Source organism: Drancourtella sp. An57, from assembly GCF_002161525.1.
Classification (GTDB): Bacteria; Bacillota; Clostridia; order Lachnospirales; family Lachnospiraceae; genus Sellimonas; species Sellimonas catena.
Map to the genome: position 1 here is coordinate 23,575 of NZ_NFHY01000024.1, position 18,391 is coordinate 41,965.

The window sequence follows — 18,391 nt, forward strand, 5'->3', positions numbered from 1 at the left end:
GATGTCATTTTCAGGAAAGGTAAAGGAGGAGCTGGCAGGACAGATAAGCAGCGCAAGACACTGCCAGATTGCAGAATGCGCGGCAATTCTGTGTTTTTCGGCCGGAGCATCTCTGGAAGAAGGGGAGCAGACATACTTAAGGCTCAGCACGGAAAATATTGCAGTTGCAAGAAAGTACTTTACATTATTGGAAAAAGCGTTTAATATAAAGGCTGAAATTTCTATCCGTAGAAATCAGGACAAAAAAAGTATTTTATATTTGATAACAGTAGGAGGCCGGAAACATACCGACAGAATTCAGCAGGCGGCAAAGCTTGTCAGGGATCCAGAAAAACAGGCGGGATTTTCCGGAGTGAGCAGTCTCGTTTTCCAGAACGGGTGCTGCAAAAGGGCATTCCTTCGAGGAGCCTTTCTGACAGCGGGATCCATGAGTGACCCGCACAAATCTTATCATTTTGAAATTGTATGTGCGTCCGGGGAAAAGGCAACTCTTCTTCAGAAGATGATGCATGGCTTTGAGATGGACGCAAAAGTGGTGAAACGGAAGAAGTCGTTTGTCGTGTATTTAAAAGAAGGCACTCAGATCTCACTTGCACTGAATGTGATGGATGCGCCGGTTGCCCTTATGGAATTTGAGAACATCCGGATTCTGAAAGAGATGCGGAACTCGGTAAACCGTAAGGTGAACTGTGAAACCGCCAATATTCAGAAGACCGTGTCCGCTGCAGTCAAGCAGATGGAAGATATCGAATATATCAGAGATCATATGGGATTTGAAAAGCTTTCCGATGGATTGAGGGATATGGCCATGGCCCGTCTGCAGTATCCGGAAGCGACATTGAAAGAGCTTGGAGAGCTGATGCCGGAACCGGTTGGCAAGTCCGGAGTCAACCACAGGCTGCGCCGTCTAGGCGAAATTGCTGAGAAGTTAAGAAAAGCAAATGGAGTTCAAGGAGGTACAAAATGATTAAGAAACCATTGAAGATCAAATGTGACGACGGATTGGATGCAAGACCGATCGCTTTGCTTGTACAGGAGGCAAGTCAGTATGAAAGCCGTGTGTTCATTGAGATCGGCAGCAAGAAGATCAACGCGAAAAGCATTATGGGCATGATGAGCCTGAAATTAAGCGGGGGCGAAGATCTGACGGTGGTTGCAGAAGGCGTCGACGAAGAAGCAGCAGCAAATGGCATTGAGAAGTTCCTGGAACATGCAAGATAGTTCCGTGACATACATAGAAACAGGAGAGAATGAGAAGGGTGTTGCCGGTCAAGAAGGTTAACATCCTTTTCCTGTCGTTTCAGCAAACAGGCAAGAGGTTTTAGTAAAGGTGGCAGCAGGAGATGAAAAAGATTTTATTTATTTATAATCCCAATGCAGGAAAAGGGCTTTTGAAGCCGAAATTATCTGACATCGTGGATCTGTTCGTAAAAAGCGGATGTGAAGTTGTGATTTATCCGACACAGAGTTATCACGATGCATACAAAAAAGTCATGAAATTCAAAGAGGATTATGATATCGTCGTGTGCAGCGGTGGGGATGGAACACTGGATGAAGTTGTTACCGGAATGATGAAGCGGGGAAGCAGGATACCGGTCGGATACATTCCAACAGGTACGACCAACGATTTTGCGAACAGTCTTCATATTCCAAAAGATCTTTTGAGCGCGGCTGACGCAGCGGTCAACGGCAAGCCGTTTCATTGTGATATCGGCCAGTTCAACGATGATTATTTCGTGTATGTGGCGGCCTTCGGTCTGTTTACCGACGTCTCCTATCAGACGAAGCAGGAAATGAAGAACATGCTCGGACATCTGGCATACTTGCTGGAAGGTGCGAAACGGCTGTTTGATATTCCGTCCTATCATGTCAAGGTGACATACGATGAGACAGAGATCGAGGATGATTTTCTATTCTGTTCCGTGACAAATTCCAGATCCATGGGAGGGTTCCGCAATATGTTCGGCCACGAAGTGGAGTTTGACGACGGAGAATTTGAAGCAACCCTTATCAGATCACCGAAAAATCTTCTAGAGCTTCAGAGCATTGTCGCCGCTTTGATGAGCAAGGAGAAAAACTCCACCTATATTTATAATATCAAAGCAAAAACAATAACTTTTGAGTCCCTTGAAGAGATTCCATGGACGCTGGACGGAGAATTCGGAGGGGAATTTGACAGGGTACGGATCAAAAACAGACAGCAGGAACTCTGTATTATGGTTCCGGAAGAAAAGGCCCAGGAGCTGATTCACCATCCGTACGAAGAATTGTCTGAAAATAATGATGAAAATAACGAAAAAAAAGACTTGTATATTTCGGGAAAATAGTATACAATAAGCAAGTGAGGTAACACAGACGTGTTCTTCACTGGCACATGGCCCCCTGGTCAAGCGGTTAAGACGCCACCCTCTCACGGTGGAATCAGGGGTTCGATTCCCCTGGGGGTCATATCTTAGAGAAGTGGAGGAAAAATTATGTTAGTATCAGCAGCAGAAATGTTAAAAAAAGCAAAAGCAGGACATTATGCAGTAGGTCAGTTCAATATTAACAACCTGGAATGGACAAAAGCGATTCTGACAGCGGCAGAGGAGACAAAATCCCCGGTTATCCTGGGTGTGTCCGAAGGTGCCGGAAAATACATGACAGGCTTTAAAACAGTAGTCGGAATGGTTAACGGCATGCTGGAAGAGATGAAAATCACAGTTCCGGTTGCACTTCACTTAGACCACGGTACTTACGAAGGATGCCAGAAATGCATCGAAGCAGGTTTTTCTTCCATTATGTTTGACGGTTCTCACTACCCGATCGAGGAGAACGTAGCCAAGACAAAAGAGCTTGCAGCCATCTGCAAGGAAAAAGGAATGTCTCTGGAAGCAGAGGTTGGTTCCATCGGCGGCGAAGAGGACGGTGTTGTCGGAGCCGGCGAATGTGCAGATCCGCAGGAATGCAAGATGATCGCTGATCTCGGCGTTGACATGCTTGCAGCCGGAATCGGAAACATTCACGGAGTATATCCGGAAAACTGGCAGGGACTGAGCTTTGAAACTCTTGATGCAATCCAGGAACTTACAGGCGATATGCCGCTGGTACTTCACGGAGGTACAGGTATTCCGGATGACATGATCAAAAAGGCAATCAGCCTTGGGGTAGCAAAGATCAATGTAAATACAGAATGCCAGCTTGTATTTGCAGAAGCTACACGCAAATACATCGAAGAAGGTAAAGACAAAGAAAAGAAAGGCTTTGACCCTCGTAAATTATTAAAACCGGGTACAGAAGCTATCGTTGAAAAAGTAAAAGAAAAAATGGAATTATTCGGCTCTGTTGGAAAAGCTGAATAATCGAAACAAGAGAATAAAAGGCATTCCACTTGTATGGAGTGCCTTTTTCTGTATAAAGAATATGGAGGAGAAAGCATGGAGGACAACAAAAAGGTGATCAATGTAGCAGAGATTTTCGGGGAAAATGTATTTAACGATACCGTAATGCAGGAGCGTCTGCCGAAGAAGATTTACAAAGAGCTGAGACGGACGATCGAAGAGGGAAAAGAACTGGATATTGCTACAGCGGATGTGATTGCCCATGAGATGAAAGAATGGGCAATAGAAAAAGGAGCCACACATTATACGCACTGGTTTCAGCCTCTTACCGGGGTCACGGCGGAAAAGCACGATTCCTTTATTTCTGCACCGATGGCGAATGGAAAGGTGCTGATGAGCTTTTCGGGAAAAGAACTGATCAAAGGGGAACCGGATGCATCTTCTTTCCCGTCAGGAGGACTTCGGGCTACATTTGAAGCCCGCGGGTATACTGCATGGGATCCTACGTCTCCTGCGTTTGTGAAGAAAGACGAAAATGGATGTATTCTCTATGTTCCGACTGCTTTCTGCTCTTATACCGGAGAAGCGCTGGATCAGAAGACACCGCTTCTCAGATCGATGGAAGCAATTAATAAACAGGCACTGCGCTTTCTGCGCCTGTTCGGAAATACGACGTCAAAGCGCGTAAAGCCGTCGGTCGGCATTGAGCAGGAATATTTCCTTGTAGACCGGCAAAAATATCTGAAAAGAAAAGATCTTGTATTTACAGGCCGTACACTTTTTGGAGCAATGCCTCCGAAAGGACAAGAGCTGGATGACCATTATTTCGGAAGCATCCGCGCCAGGATCGCGGCATTTATGAAAGAAGTCAATGAGGAGCTCTGGAGACTGGGCGTGACTGCAAAGACACAGCACAATGAAGTTGCTCCGGCCCAGCACGAGCTGGCTCCGATTTATGTAGAGTGCAACGTGGCGGTTGACCACAACCAGCTGATTATGGAGACGTTGAAAAAGGTAGCGGAACGGCAGGGACTTCACTGCCTGCTTCACGAGAAGCCGTTCGCGGGAGTGAACGGATCAGGAAAGCATGACAACTGGTCTCTGACAACCGATGACGGGAAAAATCTTCTGGATCCGGGAAAAACACCTCATGAGAATATTCAGTTCCTTCTGATGCTTCTCTGTGTGCTCAGAGCTGTAGACAGACATGCGGACCTTTTAAGAGAGTCTGCGGCAGATCCGGGAAATGACCACAGACTTGGATCCAGCGAGGCGCCGCCGGCAATCATCTCCGTCTTCCTTGGAGAACAGTTGGAGGATGTGCTGGAACAGCTTGTTATTTCTGGAAATGCGACACACAGTATTAAAGGCGGAAAGCTTCAGACAGGCGTCAAAGCGCTTCCGGGTCTGAATAAGGACGCGACAGACAGGAACAGAACTTCACCGTTTGCCTTTACAGGTAACAAATTTGAATTTCGTATGCTCGGCTCCAGAGATTCTGCGGCTGCGCCGAATATCGTATTAAATACGATTGTGGCAGAGGCTCTCTGCGATGCCTGCGACATTCTGGAACAGTCGGAGGACTTTGAACAGGCTGTACATGATCTGATCAAGGAATATGCGACGGAGCATCAGAAGATTGTGTTCAACGGCAACGGTTATTCAGAAGAATGGGTAAAAGAGGCGGAAAGAAGAGGGCTTCCGAATCTTCCGTCCATGGTGGACGCGATTCCGGCGCTTGTAGCGGATAAAAACGTGGAAATGTTTGAAAAATTCCATGTATTTACAAGAGCGGAACTGGATTCCCGTGCGGAAATCAAATATGAAGCCTATGCAAAAGCGGTGAATATTGAAGCCCGTACGATGATTGATATTGCAAGCAAACACATTATTCCGGCGGTAATCCGCGGAACAAAGACGTTGGCTGAGACTGTCAACGCAGTGGTACAGGCAGGTGTAGACGCTGAGGTGCAAAGAGATCTTCTGGTTGAAACAAGCAGCCTCTTAAAAGAGACAAAAGCAGCACTCACCACACTGGAGCAGGTGACACAGGAGGCATCCACCAAAGAAGAAGGGAAGGTACAGGCAGAATACTTCCGCGAACAGGTAGTTCCGGCTATGGAAGCACTCAGAATTCCGGTTGACAGACTGGAAATGATTGTGGATAAGGAAATCTGGCCGATGCCGTCTTACGGGGATTTGATTTTTGAGGTATAAGAGATGAATCGAAGCGAATTTTTGAATAAACTGCGCGAAGCTCTCGAAAACGATCTGAATGCGCAGGCGGTTCAGGAGAATATCGAATACTATGATTCTTATATAAGAAGCGAGATAAAAAACGGCAGAACGGAGCAGGAGATACTGGATATGCTTGGCGATCCGTGGGTGATTGCCCGCACGATCATTAATTCCGCTGAAAATGAACGGGACTACTACGGCGGCACCTCCGGTGCCTACGGTTCCGGGCAGAGTATGTATACAGAAGAAGAGGAAGAAAAGGAGATCCGCCATCCGATTCTTCACCTGATGGGGATTGACACATGGTGGAAGCGACTCTTGTTTTTTGCCGGCGTCATCATTGTCTTTCTGATTATCGTATCGATTGTGACCGGCCTGATTGCTGCTGTGCTGCCATTTGCACTGCCGCTTTTGATTCTTATTCTCGTTCTCCGCATCATGGGAGGGCGATAACAAAAGAACAGGAGGTACTGTCTGTGCGGCAGTACCTCCTTATTTCAGAAACTTAAAATAAAAGACCGATGGGGGAGCCACCGGTCTTTTGAGGGGAGTATAAATAATTAATAAGGGGTGTAGAAAGCCTGCTTTCTACAAAAGTTAGTATAATATAAGATAAAGAAAAAAGCAAGCAAAATGTTAAAAAATACTAAAGAATCGGAAGAAAATCTTATTTTTCCTGTCCACTTTTTGGAAAAACGCAAGTGTATAAACTAGTTTAAACCGAGCATACTAAAAGCGTACCATAATTCAATAAGGAGGATATGGAAATGGCAAAAAACTACAAAAACACAAATAATATGAACAAAAACAACAGCGAGAACAATTCTTACAGCTCTTCTTACGGAAATATGCACACTCAAAACAGCAAACAGACAGACCGTACGAAAAACGCTGCAAAAAACAAAAACACAAATAAGACAACAGACTGCCATACCAAGGACTACAGCGATTACAACAACAGCAACTATTAGGAATATGGTCTCAGGAAACAGAATTTCCCCGCTTTCATCACTAAGAAAGCGGGGAGGTTTTTTGTGGGGAGTCCGGAACGGCAGCATCTGGTAAAAAAAGACTTTATTGACAAGCGGGCGGACAGCACGTAAGATATAGTAAGAAGAAAATCGGAAATGGAGAAGCAATATGCAGATAGAATACGTTGTACCGTGCCACTTCGGCCTGGAGGCGGTACTCAAAAGAGAGATCCGGGATCTCGGTTATGAGATTTCACAGGTGGAGGACGGAAGGGTGTCCTTTTACGGGGATGAGCTGGCATTGTGCCGGGCAAATCTGTTCCTGCGTTCCGCAGAGCGGGTCCTTCTGAAGGCGGGCGAATTTTCGGCGGGTACATTTGAAGAGCTCTTTCAGGGGACGAAGCAGATCCCGTGGGAGCAGTACATACCGGAGAACGGAAAGTTCTGGGTGGCAAAGGCAGCATCGGTCAAAAGCCGTCTGTTCAGCCCGTCTGATATCCAATCTATCATGAAGAAAGCGATGGTGGAGCGGATGAAGGAACATTATCATAAGAACTGGTTCCCGGAAGATGGAAGTGAATATCCGGTGCGTGTCTTTATCAAGAAAGATGTTGTGACAGTGGGGATTGATACGACGGGAGAATCTCTGCACAAGAGGGGATATCGTCCGCAGAGCGGAAAGGCTCCGATTTCAGAGACACTGGCGGCGGCATTGATTCTGCTTACTCCCTGGAAGAGAGACCGGATTCTGGTAGATCCGTTCTGCGGAAGCGGGACTTTCGTGATTGAGGCAGCCATGATGGCGGCAGACATTGCGCCGGGAATGAACCGGGAGTTTACTGCGGAGAACTGGGGCAATCTGATCCCGAAAAAGCATTGGTATGAGGCGTCTACGGAGGCGCAGGACAGGATCAGACAGGATGTGACCGCAGACATCCAGGGATATGACATTGATGCGGAAGTCATCCGTACCGCCCGGAAAAACGCGGTAAACGCAGGGGTAGACCATCTGATCCACTTCCAGCAGAGGGCGGTCAGGGATTTGAGACATCCAAAGCCGTACGGATTTATTATTACCAATCCGCCTTATGGAGAACGTCTGGAGGAAAAGGAGACACTCCCGCAGATCTATCAGGATTTTGGAGAGAGCTTCCGCGGGTTGAAAGACTGGTCGGCCTATATGATCACAAGCTATGAGGACACAGAACGGTGGTTTGGAAGAAAGGCGGATAAGAACCGCAAGATTTACAATGGAATGATCAAGACCTACTTTTACCAGTTTATGGGGCCGAAGCCGCCAAGAAGGAAAAAAGAGGAGCAGGGTGTATAAAAACAGGAGAAAGAAGGAAGAGTAAGATGAGCAGAATTGTATTTGCCACAGGCAATGCCGATAAGATGGTGGAGATCAGGGAGATTTTAAAAGACCTTGGCATGGAGATACTTTCCATGAAAGAGGCAGGGGTGAACCCGGAAATCGTTGAGGATGGATCTACATTTGAGGAGAACGCGCTGATTAAGGCGAGAGCAGTTCATGCGCTTCTGCCGGACGATATTGTGATGGCGGACGATTCAGGGCTTGAAATCGACTATCTGAACAAGGAGCCGGGCATCTATTCTGCCAGATACATGGGGGAAGATACTTCCTATGATATCAAGAATGGTGAACTCCTAAGACGTATGGAGGGTGTGCCGGATGAAAAGAGGAGCGCACGGTTTGTATGTGCGATTGCAGCAGTCTTTCCGGATGGAGAGGAGAAGACAACACTTGGTATAATCGAGGGCAGAGTCGGCTATGAAATCAAAGGTGAACACGGATTCGGCTATGATCCGATCTTTTACCTGCCTGAGTACGGATGCACTACGGCAGAGCTTCCGCCGGAAAAGAAAAATGAAATCAGCCACAGGGGAAGAGGGCTCCGGCAGATGAAGAAGATGATAGAGGAGAGATAGTGGATGAAAAAAAAGAAAATCCTGGTAGTAAGTGATACTCATAAAATACATACGAATTTCGAGAAGGTTCTGGAACAGGAGAAACCGGTAGACTTTCTCTTTCATGCAGGTGATGTTGAAGGAAGAGAGTGGGAAATTCAGTATGGAAGCGGATGCCCGGCCTACGTGGTAGCCGGAAACAATGACTTCTTTGGTGAGCTTCCGCCGGAAGTGGAAATACAGATGGAGACGCACAAGATTTTTATGACACATGGACATCATTATTTTGTATCCATGACTCTGGATCATCTCAGAAGAGAGGCAAGAGCAAGAGGAGCGGACATTGTTATTTTCGGCCATACACACAAGCCTTGTCTGAAGTTTGAAAAAGACATGATTATCATGAATCCGGGCAGCCTTACCTACCCTCGGCAGGAGAACCGGCTGCCGAGTTATATTGTTCTGGAGATGGCAGAAGACGGCACTGTGACGGGTGAAATCAGATATGTAGAAAAAAATGAAAAAAGTTGTTGACAAATATCAGGAGTTCATATATAATAACTTTTGTCGTCAGGAAAAAACAGATGAGACGAAAAAACGGGGTGTGGCTCAGCTTGGCTAGAGCGCCTGGTTTGGGACCAGGAGGCCGCAGGTTCGAATCCTGTCACCCCGATTCCTGGTAGAGACAGGAATCAATATTGCGATCTGCGGGTGTAGTTCAATGGTAGAACACCAGCCTTCCAAGCTGGATACGTGGGTTCGATTCCCATCACCCGCTTTCTTAAAGCAGGATATGCTTTAAGAACTATACAATGTGTCTGTAGCTCAGCTGGATAGAGCAACGGCCTTCTAAGCCGTAGGTCCTGGGTTCGAATCCCCGCAGGCACGTTTCATGGTGGATATAGCGCAGTTGGTTAGCGCGCCAGATTGTGGCTCTGGAGGCCCAGGGTTCGAATCCCTGTATCCACCCTAGTCCCAATATGGGCTGTTGGGCTATCGCCAAGCGGTAAGGCACAGGACTTTGACTCCTGCACTCGTTGGTTCGAATCCAACTAGCCCAGGTTTGAATTATATTATACGGGCGTGTAGCTCAGTCGGTAGAGCACTTGACTTTTAATCAAGTTGTCCGGGGTTCGAATCCCCGCACGCTCACTTTAGACAAGCAGTACTGCTTGTCTATTCTTTTATCTGAGGCCTTGCAAAATAAGGCCGGATTAATGTACGCGGATGTGGCGGAACTGGCAGACGCGCCAGACTTAGGATCTGGTGTCCATGACGTGCAGGTTCGATTCCTGTCATCCGCAGTCGAAAAAGCCCGAAATAGCGGGCTTTTTTTATTTTGTGTTGTATTTCGTGTTCTATAGTATTTCATATATTTTTCCCCTTTGTTTAATTTAGTCATTTTCCAATTATTAGTGTGGTTCTTTTCTGCCAGATTAGAATTCGTATGAGATGTGTCATAGAAGTTTTTTACTGTGTTTTCTGTTTTTCAGCTATTTCATTGCAGCTTTATGACAGGGTGATTAAAAACTAGTAAAGTATAGTAAAGATATAATCAAGTTTCAGCATCAATTGCTATTCAGAGGAAAGAATTTCTACATTTATTTCTTATGTATCATTTAAAAAGACGTCAGGCAGAAAATCTTTCAAATCCGGAGAAAATGAGGCAGTGTGCTTTGAGTTCTTATGAAAAAGCAAAGAATATTTTTGCGGAAATGATGTTTGCTGCGATAAGCGATGCGAAAATGTGCGCAGGTTATGTATTGGATTATCTGGCTCAGGCGATAGCTTTTTCTAATCATCAATATTTTAGAAAATCTCAGACCGATCAGATCGAAGAACTTACCGATATGAAAAAAGTCCCAAAGAGATTTCTTGAGTTATATCGCAATGTAATTGATGAGTCTGATGTGGAAGTTCAAAGAAAGTTGTGCCATGAGGCAGTGTGCGTTGTACGGGAGTTTCTGGAAAAGGAAAGTAATGTCGATAAAGATAGTTTAAATTACAATACGGACTTTCAGATGCTGGCTGACTGGTATGCGGAATTATCCTATACATGGCTGCGTATTCGATATTATTCCAGAAGGAATGATCCGGTTAAGACCTATATGTGGGGAATTTTGCTTCAGCAAGAGTTGAACATTGTATGTGATGATTTTGGAATAAAGAGAATGGGGCTTATGGAACATTATAATGTGAATCGATTAAATGAATTTGCTGACTATGCAGATCATCTGGAAGAGAAAATGCGAACTATTATTACAGAAGGGGGAGGAAAAATACACGAGTATAAGAGCATGGAGGAATTTCTTCATGAGATATAGAAATGCTCGGGATATTATTCCGGATCATTTACTTGAAGAACTGCAAAAATATGTGTCGGGAGAAACAGTGTATATTCCCCGTTCGCAGGAAAAGAAAAGATGGGGAGCGGTATCAGGGGCCCGTACCTATTATCAGGAACGGAATGAAAGAATCCGGGATAAATTTCATAATGGAGATAGTATAGATTCGCTTGCGGATGAATTTAAATTATCTACCGATTCCATCAGAAAAATCGTATACAAAAGATGTGATGATCATTCCGGGGTATAAAGGGGAAAAGTGACATTAAATCAGTGGATTATAAAACAGACGTAGGAGATACAGTAGTATGATCCACGTCTGTTTTTACATTGATTTTACGTTGGATTTACGCAAGAGACGCACGGTTTTACATGAATTTAATGTAGATTTGACACGGATTACAGGGGCAATATGTTATTCTTTTTTTGTTGTAAAGTTTATATACTCAAACAGAAACTATAAATTGATTTTTCAGGAAAAGGGGTATATGATGAAAAGAGAAAAGCGCAGTAGAAAACAGATAAAAAACGATATGGTGGTTCGTTATTATTGCATGGAGACAAAAGTGGATGGGAATGCGAAGAAGGTATTTCACAGCGTTCCATACAGGAACTGCCGATAAGGAAAAGTGTACTGCAGAAAAGGAATGAAGGAGCGTATAGAATATATGGGAAGCGAATATATGAATCGAGAGCTTTCGTGGCTGAAATTTAATGAAAGGGTACTGGAAGAGGCGGAGGATAAGTCCGTACCGCTCTGTGAGCGTTTCACTTTCGTATCGATTTATCAGACGAATCTGGACGAGTTTTTTATGGTCCGGGTTGGTTCCCTGTACGACCAGACGCTGCTGCCTCAGGATATCAGGGACAATAAGACACAGATGTCTTCACAGGAGCAGATTGACGCGATACTTGAAGAGGTCAGAAAGCTGAATAAAAGGAAAGAAAAGGTATATCAGAAGCTGATTGAAAAAGTTGCAAAGGAAGGCGTTCGTCTGTACCGCATGGATCAGATTGAAGATGAGAAGAAGATGGAAAGATTCTTCCAGTCGGAGATTCTTCCGCTGATTTCCCCGACCGTGGTCGGCAGGAGACAGCCGTTCCCGTTTTTGAAAAATAATGAAATTTATGCGGTTGTTTCTCTGACGACAAAGAGCAGCAAGAAGGTCCGTCTTGGAATTGTACCGTGTGCAAGCAATATTTTCCAGAGGATGATTGAGATTCCGGGAGAAAAGGGATCTTATGTTCTTGGTGAAGATCTGATTCTTCACTTTGTATCCAAGGTATTTCCGGGATACAAGATTCAGGGTAAAGCGCTGATCCGTGTGACGAGAAATGCCGATATTGATGCGGATGCACTTTATGATGAGGATCTGGACTACCGGGAATTTATGGCGGATCTGATGAAGCAGAGAAGAAAGCTTGCTCCGATCCGGCTTGAGATGTCCGGAGATCTGGATATCGGAAGCATGCTGATGCTGGATAATTATCTGGGACTGGAGGAGAAGTATGTGTTCCATTCCGAAGTCCCGCTGGATTTCTCTTTTGTATTCCAGATTCAGGATATGCTGAGAAAAAATGAAAGTCTGTTTTACGAAAAACGTACTCCGCAGAAGTCGCCGATGTTTCAGGATGGAAGAAGCATTATTGAGCAGATTAAAGAGGGAGATAAGCTCCTTTCCTATCCATATGAGTCAATCAGGCCGTTTTTGCGTCTCCTGACCGAGGCTGCGGAGGATGAGAACGTGGTTTCCATCAAGATGACACTGTACCGTCTTGCAAAGCAGAGTAAGGTGATTGAGGCGCTCATTGAGGCTGCGGAGAATGGAAAAGAAGTTGTTGTGCTTGTGGAGCTCCGCGCCCGCTTTGATGAGGAAAATAATATCGAATGGTCCCGCCGTCTGGAGAATGCCGGATGCCAGGTTATTTACGGCCTGGACGGCTATAAGGTACATTCCAAGCTTTGCCTGATCACAAGAAAGACAGATAAGCAGTTTGAGTGCATTACACAGATCGGAACCGGAAACTATAATGAAAAGACGTCCAGACTGTATACAGACCTTTCCCTGATGACGGCAAATACCGATATCGGTATTGAGGCGGCAAAGGTATTCCGCGCCCTTGCAAAAGGGGAAGTGGTGGAAGACATGCAGCATCTGCTTGTGGCGCCGCACTGTCTGCAGAACCGGGTACTGGATATGATGGACGAGGAGATCGAACACGCAAAGAAGGGGGAACCGGCATACATCGGCATCAAGATGAACTCCCTGACAGACAAGAAGATCATCGACAAGCTGATTGAGGCTTCCTGCGCGGGCGTGAAGATCGAGATGATTATCCGTGGAATCTGCTGTCTGGTGGCAGGAGTGAAAGGAAAGACCGAGAACATTCGTATTATCAGCATTGTAGGACGTTTCCTGGAACATTCCCGGATTTATATGTTCGGTACGAAGGAACGGAGAAAATATTACATAGCATCTGCGGACTTTATGACAAGAAATACAGTCAAACGTGTGGAAGTCGCATCTCCGGTTTATGATCCGGCCATTCAGGAAAAGCTGGAATACATTTTTGACACGATGAATCGTGACAATCAGAAAGCGCGTGAGATGCATGAGGACGGTATGTACTATAGAGTGCATAATGACGAAGAGCCTTTGAATTCTCAGGAACGTCTGTACGAAGATGCATACAATAGATAGCAGTGTATGGAAGCTGTACGGACAGAGTCCGGAAAAGCCGGTGAAGCGTTTCTTTCTTCTTGACATGGACGGAAAAATTATGGATAATTTTATCGAAATGACAGGATGAGAAAGGAAGGGAGAGGCGTGATGCTGACAGAAGAGCTTCTGAAGGATGCCCTGCAATATGGGAAAGCATTTACCAAACTGGGCATGACAGCGCAGTATATTCCGCAGCTGCGGGATGTGAATAAATATTATCTTGGGGTCTGTACAATGGATCTGGACGGCAATGTGCTGGAAGCGGGAGATACGAGAATTCCGTTTACGATCCAGAGTATTTCCAAGCTGGTATCGCTGATTCTTGCGATCCGGGACTGTGGAGCGGATCATCTTTTCCATGAGAAGGTTGGTGTGGAGCCGACCGGAGACCCGTTCAATTCCATTGTAAAGCTGGAGACAAAGACCCGCCCGTTTAATCCGTTTATTAATGCGGGAGCCATTACTGTGGCAAGCTGTATCAAGGGAAAGGATGCAGATGAGAAATTTGAGCGTTTTCTGGAGTTTACGAGGAAACTCTGCAACAACGAGGAAATCAGCCTGAATCAGGCCGTTTACGAATCTGAGAGGGAGACTGGAGACCGGAACCGGGCTCTGGCGTATTATCTGAAGGCATCCGGGATTCTGGAAGGTGATGTGGAGGAGTGTCTGGACTTTTATTTCCGGATGTGCTCGGTCAATGTGACCGCTCACGATATTGCGTACATGAGTCTGGTGCTTGCCAATCATGGTGTGGATCCGCTGGATCAGGAAGAGCTGATCGAGCCGCAGTATGCGAAGGCGATCCGCGCGCTGATGCTGACATGCGGGATGTATGACGGATCCGGTGAGTTTGCCATGACAGTCGGATTTCCGGCAAAGAGTGGTGTCGGTGGAGGAATTGCAGTTCCTCTTGTAGACCGGATGGGAATCGGCGTATTCGGCCCTGCCCTGGATGAAAAGGGAAACAGTGCCGGGGGCATTAAGATCCTGGAATACTTGTCCAACAAGATGGGGATCTCGCTGTTTTAGACAATCGAAGAAGTGAAAGAAAGAATGAGAGCGTGATGTGTGAAAAGCATGACGCTCTTTTTGTGTAAAACGCACAAAGATTCGCAAAACATGTAATAAGTAATAGAAAAAATGAAAATATGATATAATTAAAACAATAGAAAGACTATTTTCTTTTGAAGGGAGGGAAAAGTATGAGGAGCAAAAGGAAATGGAGACTGATCTGGGCTCTCATGTTAATGATGGCAGTTCTTCTGGCTGGATGTCAGTCTGAGGATAAGACGACGAAAGAGAAAGAGCCGGATCCAAAGAAGACCGAAGTAAAGGAAGAGGAAGTCAGCGCGGAAGCAAAAGCAGTGATTGAGGCCATGATGACAGGCCCAAATGCAGATCTTCTGTTCATGCCGTCCGCAGTGGGAGAAGGAGTAGACACTACACAGGCGCAGGAGAATGCGGGAGAAACAGCAGGAGAGAATGCCTCCGTCATGGAGAACTGGGAAGATAAGATCGGAGACTATTTTACAGAAAACGGCATGCAGGATTTTCTTACTTCAGGCCCGGCTATGAAATTCCTTCTGATGGCAGAAGAAGAGGGAACCAAGCTCCAAGTAAAGGAGATAACGCTGGAAGACAGAAGTGAATATACAGAGACTGTCCATGTCCGGTATATGCAGGGCGGCAGAGAGGAAGAAGCGGGATTTACATTTACCCGCGATTCAGACGGGAAAATCACTCAGGTGACGGAAGATGAAAAGTTGGCGGCAACGCAGATGCGGATTTATGAACCAAGAGAAATCAGCCGGGAAGATTTTCTTTCTGCCTATGCAAAGCAGGAGAGTATTCCTGTGGAAGAAGCACCGGCCGAGGTAGAAAACCAGCGTAAGTTTTTACTGGCATGCTACGGAATAAAGGCAGAAGACTGTAATATTGTATACGAAGAACGGACGAAAGATAAGAATGTCGGGGACGACCTGATTCTGACAGCTACGATTTACACAGAAATGCTGGTGGATAAAGAGAGCGGAGAGTATGTATCGTATGGTGTGCCGGCATCCACAGAAACACAGCTTCGAGGTGATATTGAAATATTAGGAGGAGAAGATAATTTGACATCATCGGCATGGATGATACAAAATGGGGCAGTTGAAGTTAATGTCAATGATACTGTATATTTCCAGACAGATGGAGCAAGAGAATTTACGAAGAAGGATATAGAAAAGACAGCAGAGAACAGTTATCGGTACACCATTAACGATACAATTGTATTCACCTATCCTTTATAATTAAGAAATAAAAAACGGGGATGCATGAAGCATCCCCGAAAATTTTTGTAATTAGATGGTATCACCACGTTTGATATAACCAGGGTTCTCAGGTGTTCCAATCAGATTGGAAACGTGGCGGATACTGGAATTTTTGTCTACGACATAATTTTCTACCGTAATATCCTTACCGATGGATGCGCCAGGAAGGATCACGCTGTTTCTTACAACGGCGCCTTTCTTCACTACGCAGCCACGTCCGATTACGGAATTCTCAACGGTTCCTTCGATCAGACAGCCGTTTGAAACAACAGAATTTTTCACAGAAGCTGACTCGAAGTACTGTGTCGGGCAGGAATCGTTTGTTCTTGTATAAATCGGCCAGTTCTTTTCAAAGAGATTCTGTGCCGCTTTGAAATCGATCAGATTGATATTTGCATTGTAGTAACTCTTGAAGTCTGTAATAGAAGCAAAAAATCCATGATGGGAAACTCCGCGTACATCCAGTTCGCCGCACTCAAAATTAACGATCTGAGACAAGGTGTAAATGGAGGAGAGCTTTTTCGCTTTTGCAATCAGTTCAAGGAAAAGCTCTTTCTTCATAACATAGGTATCCATGAAGATGTTGCGGTTTTTTGCGTTTCCGTTGTTCGGCTCGATAGAGAGCACACCTTTTTGTTTGTTCAGATTCAGAATATCGCATTTTAAAAACTCGTCTTTTGCGGTATCTACTGTGTGATAGAGCAATGTAATATCGGCTCCGGAATCAATGTGATTCTGAAGCAGAGTGTCGAAATTCTGGGAATAAACCATGTAGCTTGGCGCAAGGATCACATATGGATACGGAGCGTTTTCGATACATTCCAGATTTTCACGATATGCTGCGATATCTGTGTTGTAAACATCATTTTCACCGTTGTATTCAGAGAACAGTGTGAGAAGTTTGCCTCTCTTGGAGTTCAGGTTGTAGTGACGGCCTGTTCCAAGATGTTCTACCAGTGAACGAGGTTTTCTTCTGATATATACATGAATGTGGTCAATTCCGCTGTTTGTCATGTTTGAAATCGGAAAATCAATGACGCGGTATCTTCCAAGGAAGGAGAATGCTCCGATCGGACGGTATACAGTCATTCCGTCAACCCCGATATGATTTCCGGCAAAATTTACAATTCCAAATGCTCTGCTCATATTATTCAGCCCCCTTTACGTTTTTCGCCACTAATTCGATGTGTTCGCTGTCAGCACTTCCGACAACAGCATCTTTTCCGATTTTAACACCGTCTGCTACAAGAGAGCGGACAACAGTCGCACCTTCTGCGACTTCTGCATCCGGCATGAGAACACTGTCGATCACTTTGGCACCGGCACCGATCCGTGCACCTGTAAACAGAACAGAGTTTTTAACTGTTCCGTCGATTATACAACCCTGTGTAATGAATGCACGCTGAATATCTGCATCAGGACCTACATAATGAGGGAGAGTGGTTGCGTCTTCGGTATAGATCTTCCAGGAAGAATCGTTCAGATCAAGTTCATTGTGAGCGTCAAGAAGATCCATATTTGCTTCCCAAAGAGAATCGATAGTTCCGACATCTTTCCAGTAGCCCTTGAATTTATAAGCGTACAGACGCTTCTCGTCAGCAAGAAGCTGAGGAATAATATCCTTTCCGAAATCGTGGTTGGAATCCGGATCTTTCGCATCGGCGATCAGCATTTTGCGTAGAAGCTTCCAGTTAAAGATATAGATTCCCATGGAAGCAAGCGTGCTCTTCGGATGCTCCGGTTTCTCTTCAAATTCGTAGATGCGTCCGGTTTCATCTGTATTCATGATACCGAAACGGCTGGCTTCTTTTAATGGAACTTCGATTACGGCGATGGTCGCGTCGGCATTGCATTCTTTGTGGTAAGCCAGCATCTTTGCATAGTTCATCTTGTAGATGTGGTCTCCGGAAAGGATCAGGAGATACTCCGGAGAAAAAGAGTCGATAAAATCGATGTTCTGTGAAATCGCATCAGCGGTTCCCCTGTAAACATCCAGGTTCGCATCAGCTTTTTCACGAGGCGGCAGTACATAAACACCGCTGTTTTTTGCATCAAGTCCCCAGCGACGACCTGCTGCAACGTAGCTGTTCAGAAGAATGGATTCGTACTGAGTTAAAACTCCTACAGTATCAATGCCGCTGTTTGCACAGTTGCTTAAAGGGAAATCGATGATACGGTATTTTCCACCGTATGAAACGGCAGGTTTTGCTACTTTTGTGGTAAGCTCATGCAGACGGGTACCTCTCCCACCAGCTAAAATCATTGCTAACATACTGTTTTGCTTCATTGTGAGTCCTCCCTTTTCTTTTGCTCTGCAACTATTATACAATTTTATTGGAATTCTTTCCATAATTTTGTGCAAATAAATGGAAAAAATATAAAAGAGTTATGAAAAAATACTGTCCAAAAGGCTGTCCACTCCGATTATTTGTGCCAGCACTGAAGAATAAAAACTTTTCGCAATAAAAATCCCAGAGATTTCCTGCTTTTCTTCTGTTTAATGTAAAATAAAAGAAAAAAATTTTACACACAGGAGAAAAGTATGAAGAAACT

General features: G+C 45.2%; 19 protein-coding genes and 8 tRNA genes. 24 read left to right on the forward strand and 3 right to left on the reverse strand.

Annotation, left to right across the window (positions count from 1 at the left end; translation table 11 throughout):
• The first annotated feature begins 1 nt into the window (after position 1).
• The 24 genes from whiA to B5G11_RS15255 all read left to right on the forward strand — a co-directional run bounded on the left by whiA (position 2) and on the right by B5G11_RS15255 (position 15,817).
• Positions 2-967, forward strand: coding sequence for a DNA-binding protein WhiA (whiA, locus tag B5G11_RS15140; protein ID WP_087255310.1), 966 nt, complete (start codon positions 2-4; stop codon positions 965-967).
• Positions 964-1,221 carry an HPr family phosphocarrier protein gene (locus tag B5G11_RS15145; protein ID WP_087167132.1) on the forward strand — a complete coding sequence of 86 codons (258 nt, stop codon included), beginning with the start codon at positions 964-966 and terminating at the stop codon, positions 1,219-1,221. Before whiA ends, B5G11_RS15145 begins: the two co-directional genes overlap by 4 nt.
• Positions 1,222-1,343: 122 nt before the next feature.
• On the forward strand, positions 1,344-2,327 hold the full coding sequence (locus B5G11_RS15150; RefSeq protein ID WP_087255313.1) for a diacylglycerol kinase family protein: 984 nt from the start codon (positions 1,344-1,346) through the stop codon (positions 2,325-2,327).
• A 49-nt stretch (positions 2,328-2,376) separates the two neighbouring features.
• A tRNA-Glu gene (locus tag B5G11_RS15155) sits at positions 2,377-2,448 on the forward strand.
• Between the two features lie 26 nt (positions 2,449-2,474).
• Complete coding sequence (gene fba, locus B5G11_RS15160; RefSeq protein WP_087167134.1) at positions 2,475-3,341, forward strand: class II fructose-1,6-bisphosphate aldolase; 867 nt, start codon at positions 2,475-2,477, stop codon at positions 3,339-3,341.
• 75 nt (positions 3,342-3,416) lie between these two features.
• Positions 3,417-5,537 (forward strand): glutamine synthetase III, encoded by a 2,121-nt coding sequence (locus B5G11_RS15165; RefSeq protein WP_087255358.1) that lies wholly within the window; start codon positions 3,417-3,419, stop codon positions 5,535-5,537.
• A 3-nt stretch (positions 5,538-5,540) separates the two neighbouring features.
• Complete coding sequence (locus B5G11_RS15170; protein WP_087255316.1) at positions 5,541-6,011, forward strand: DUF1700 domain-containing protein; 471 nt, start codon at positions 5,541-5,543, stop codon at positions 6,009-6,011.
• A 314-nt stretch (positions 6,012-6,325) separates the two neighbouring features.
• Positions 6,326-6,529 carry a hypothetical protein gene (locus B5G11_RS15175; RefSeq protein ID WP_087255319.1) on the forward strand — a complete coding sequence of 68 codons (204 nt, stop codon included), beginning with the start codon at positions 6,326-6,328 and terminating at the stop codon, positions 6,527-6,529.
• Between the two features lie 169 nt (positions 6,530-6,698).
• The gene (locus tag B5G11_RS15180; protein ID WP_087167137.1) at positions 6,699-7,859 is read left to right on the forward strand and encodes a class I SAM-dependent RNA methyltransferase; all 1,161 of its coding nucleotides are present in this window, start codon (positions 6,699-6,701) and stop codon (positions 7,857-7,859) included.
• A gap of 26 nt (positions 7,860-7,885) precedes the next feature.
• Positions 7,886-8,479 carry an RdgB/HAM1 family non-canonical purine NTP pyrophosphatase gene (rdgB, locus tag B5G11_RS15185; protein ID WP_087255322.1) on the forward strand — a complete coding sequence of 198 codons (594 nt, stop codon included), beginning with the start codon at positions 7,886-7,888 and terminating at the stop codon, positions 8,477-8,479.
• Positions 8,480-8,482: 3 nt separating this feature from the next.
• Positions 8,483-8,992, forward strand: a complete 510-nt coding sequence (locus tag B5G11_RS15190; protein WP_087167139.1) for a metallophosphoesterase — start codon at positions 8,483-8,485, stop codon at positions 8,990-8,992.
• Positions 8,993-9,056: 64 nt separating this feature from the next.
• A tRNA-Pro gene (locus B5G11_RS15195) sits at positions 9,057-9,131 on the forward strand.
• A gap of 34 nt (positions 9,132-9,165) precedes the next feature.
• Positions 9,166-9,236 (forward strand) — tRNA-Gly (locus tag B5G11_RS15200).
• Between the two features lie 36 nt (positions 9,237-9,272).
• A tRNA-Arg gene (locus tag B5G11_RS15205) sits at positions 9,273-9,346 on the forward strand.
• Between the two features lie 7 nt (positions 9,347-9,353).
• Positions 9,354-9,427, forward strand: a tRNA-His gene (locus tag B5G11_RS15210).
• A gap of 20 nt (positions 9,428-9,447) precedes the next feature.
• Positions 9,448-9,519, forward strand: a tRNA-Gln gene (locus B5G11_RS15215).
• Between the two features lie 18 nt (positions 9,520-9,537).
• Positions 9,538-9,610: transfer RNA gene (locus B5G11_RS15220), tRNA-Lys, on the forward strand.
• Positions 9,611-9,681: 71 nt separating this feature from the next.
• A tRNA-Leu gene (locus tag B5G11_RS15225) sits at positions 9,682-9,762 on the forward strand.
• Positions 9,763-10,068: 306 nt separating this feature from the next.
• Positions 10,069-10,782, forward strand: coding sequence for a hypothetical protein (locus tag B5G11_RS15230; RefSeq protein ID WP_087255325.1), 714 nt, complete (start codon positions 10,069-10,071; stop codon positions 10,780-10,782).
• Positions 10,772-11,053, forward strand: a complete 282-nt coding sequence (locus tag B5G11_RS15235; protein ID WP_087167141.1) for a CD3324 family protein — start codon at positions 10,772-10,774, stop codon at positions 11,051-11,053. The genes B5G11_RS15230 and B5G11_RS15235 overlap by 11 nt, the downstream gene beginning before the upstream one ends.
• Positions 11,054-11,450: 397 nt before the next feature.
• Positions 11,451-13,505, forward strand: coding sequence for a polyphosphate kinase 1 (gene ppk1 / locus B5G11_RS15245; RefSeq protein ID WP_343215523.1), 2,055 nt, complete (start codon positions 11,451-11,453; stop codon positions 13,503-13,505).
• The gene (locus tag B5G11_RS16910) at positions 13,489-13,614 is read left to right on the forward strand and encodes a hypothetical protein (RefSeq protein ID WP_255396462.1); all 126 of its coding nucleotides are present in this window, start codon (positions 13,489-13,491) and stop codon (positions 13,612-13,614) included. Before ppk1 ends, B5G11_RS16910 begins: the two co-directional genes overlap by 17 nt.
• Positions 13,611-14,555 carry a glutaminase A gene (glsA, locus tag B5G11_RS15250; RefSeq protein ID WP_242959079.1) on the forward strand — a complete coding sequence of 315 codons (945 nt, stop codon included), beginning with the start codon at positions 13,611-13,613 and terminating at the stop codon, positions 14,553-14,555. Before B5G11_RS16910 ends, glsA begins: the two co-directional genes overlap by 4 nt.
• Before the next feature lie 173 nt (positions 14,556-14,728).
• On the forward strand, positions 14,729-15,817 hold the full coding sequence (locus B5G11_RS15255) for a hypothetical protein (RefSeq protein ID WP_087255334.1): 1,089 nt from the start codon (positions 14,729-14,731) through the stop codon (positions 15,815-15,817).
• A gap of 51 nt (positions 15,818-15,868) precedes the next feature.
• On the opposite strand, the gene glgD is transcribed toward B5G11_RS15255, so the two are convergent.
• From glgD to B5G11_RS16570, 3 genes are all read right to left on the reverse strand, one after another.
• On the reverse strand, positions 15,869-16,984 hold the full coding sequence (glgD, locus tag B5G11_RS15260; protein ID WP_087255337.1) for a glucose-1-phosphate adenylyltransferase subunit GlgD: 1,116 nt from the start codon (positions 16,982-16,984) through the stop codon (positions 15,869-15,871).
• A 1-nt stretch (position 16,985) separates the two neighbouring features.
• Positions 16,986-18,125, reverse strand: coding sequence for a glucose-1-phosphate adenylyltransferase (locus B5G11_RS15265; RefSeq protein WP_087255339.1), 1,140 nt, complete (start codon positions 18,123-18,125; stop codon positions 16,986-16,988).
• 34 nt (positions 18,126-18,159) lie between these two features.
• On the reverse strand, positions 18,160-18,391 hold a 232-nt coding region (locus B5G11_RS16570; RefSeq protein WP_204229634.1), incomplete at its 5' end, for a hypothetical protein.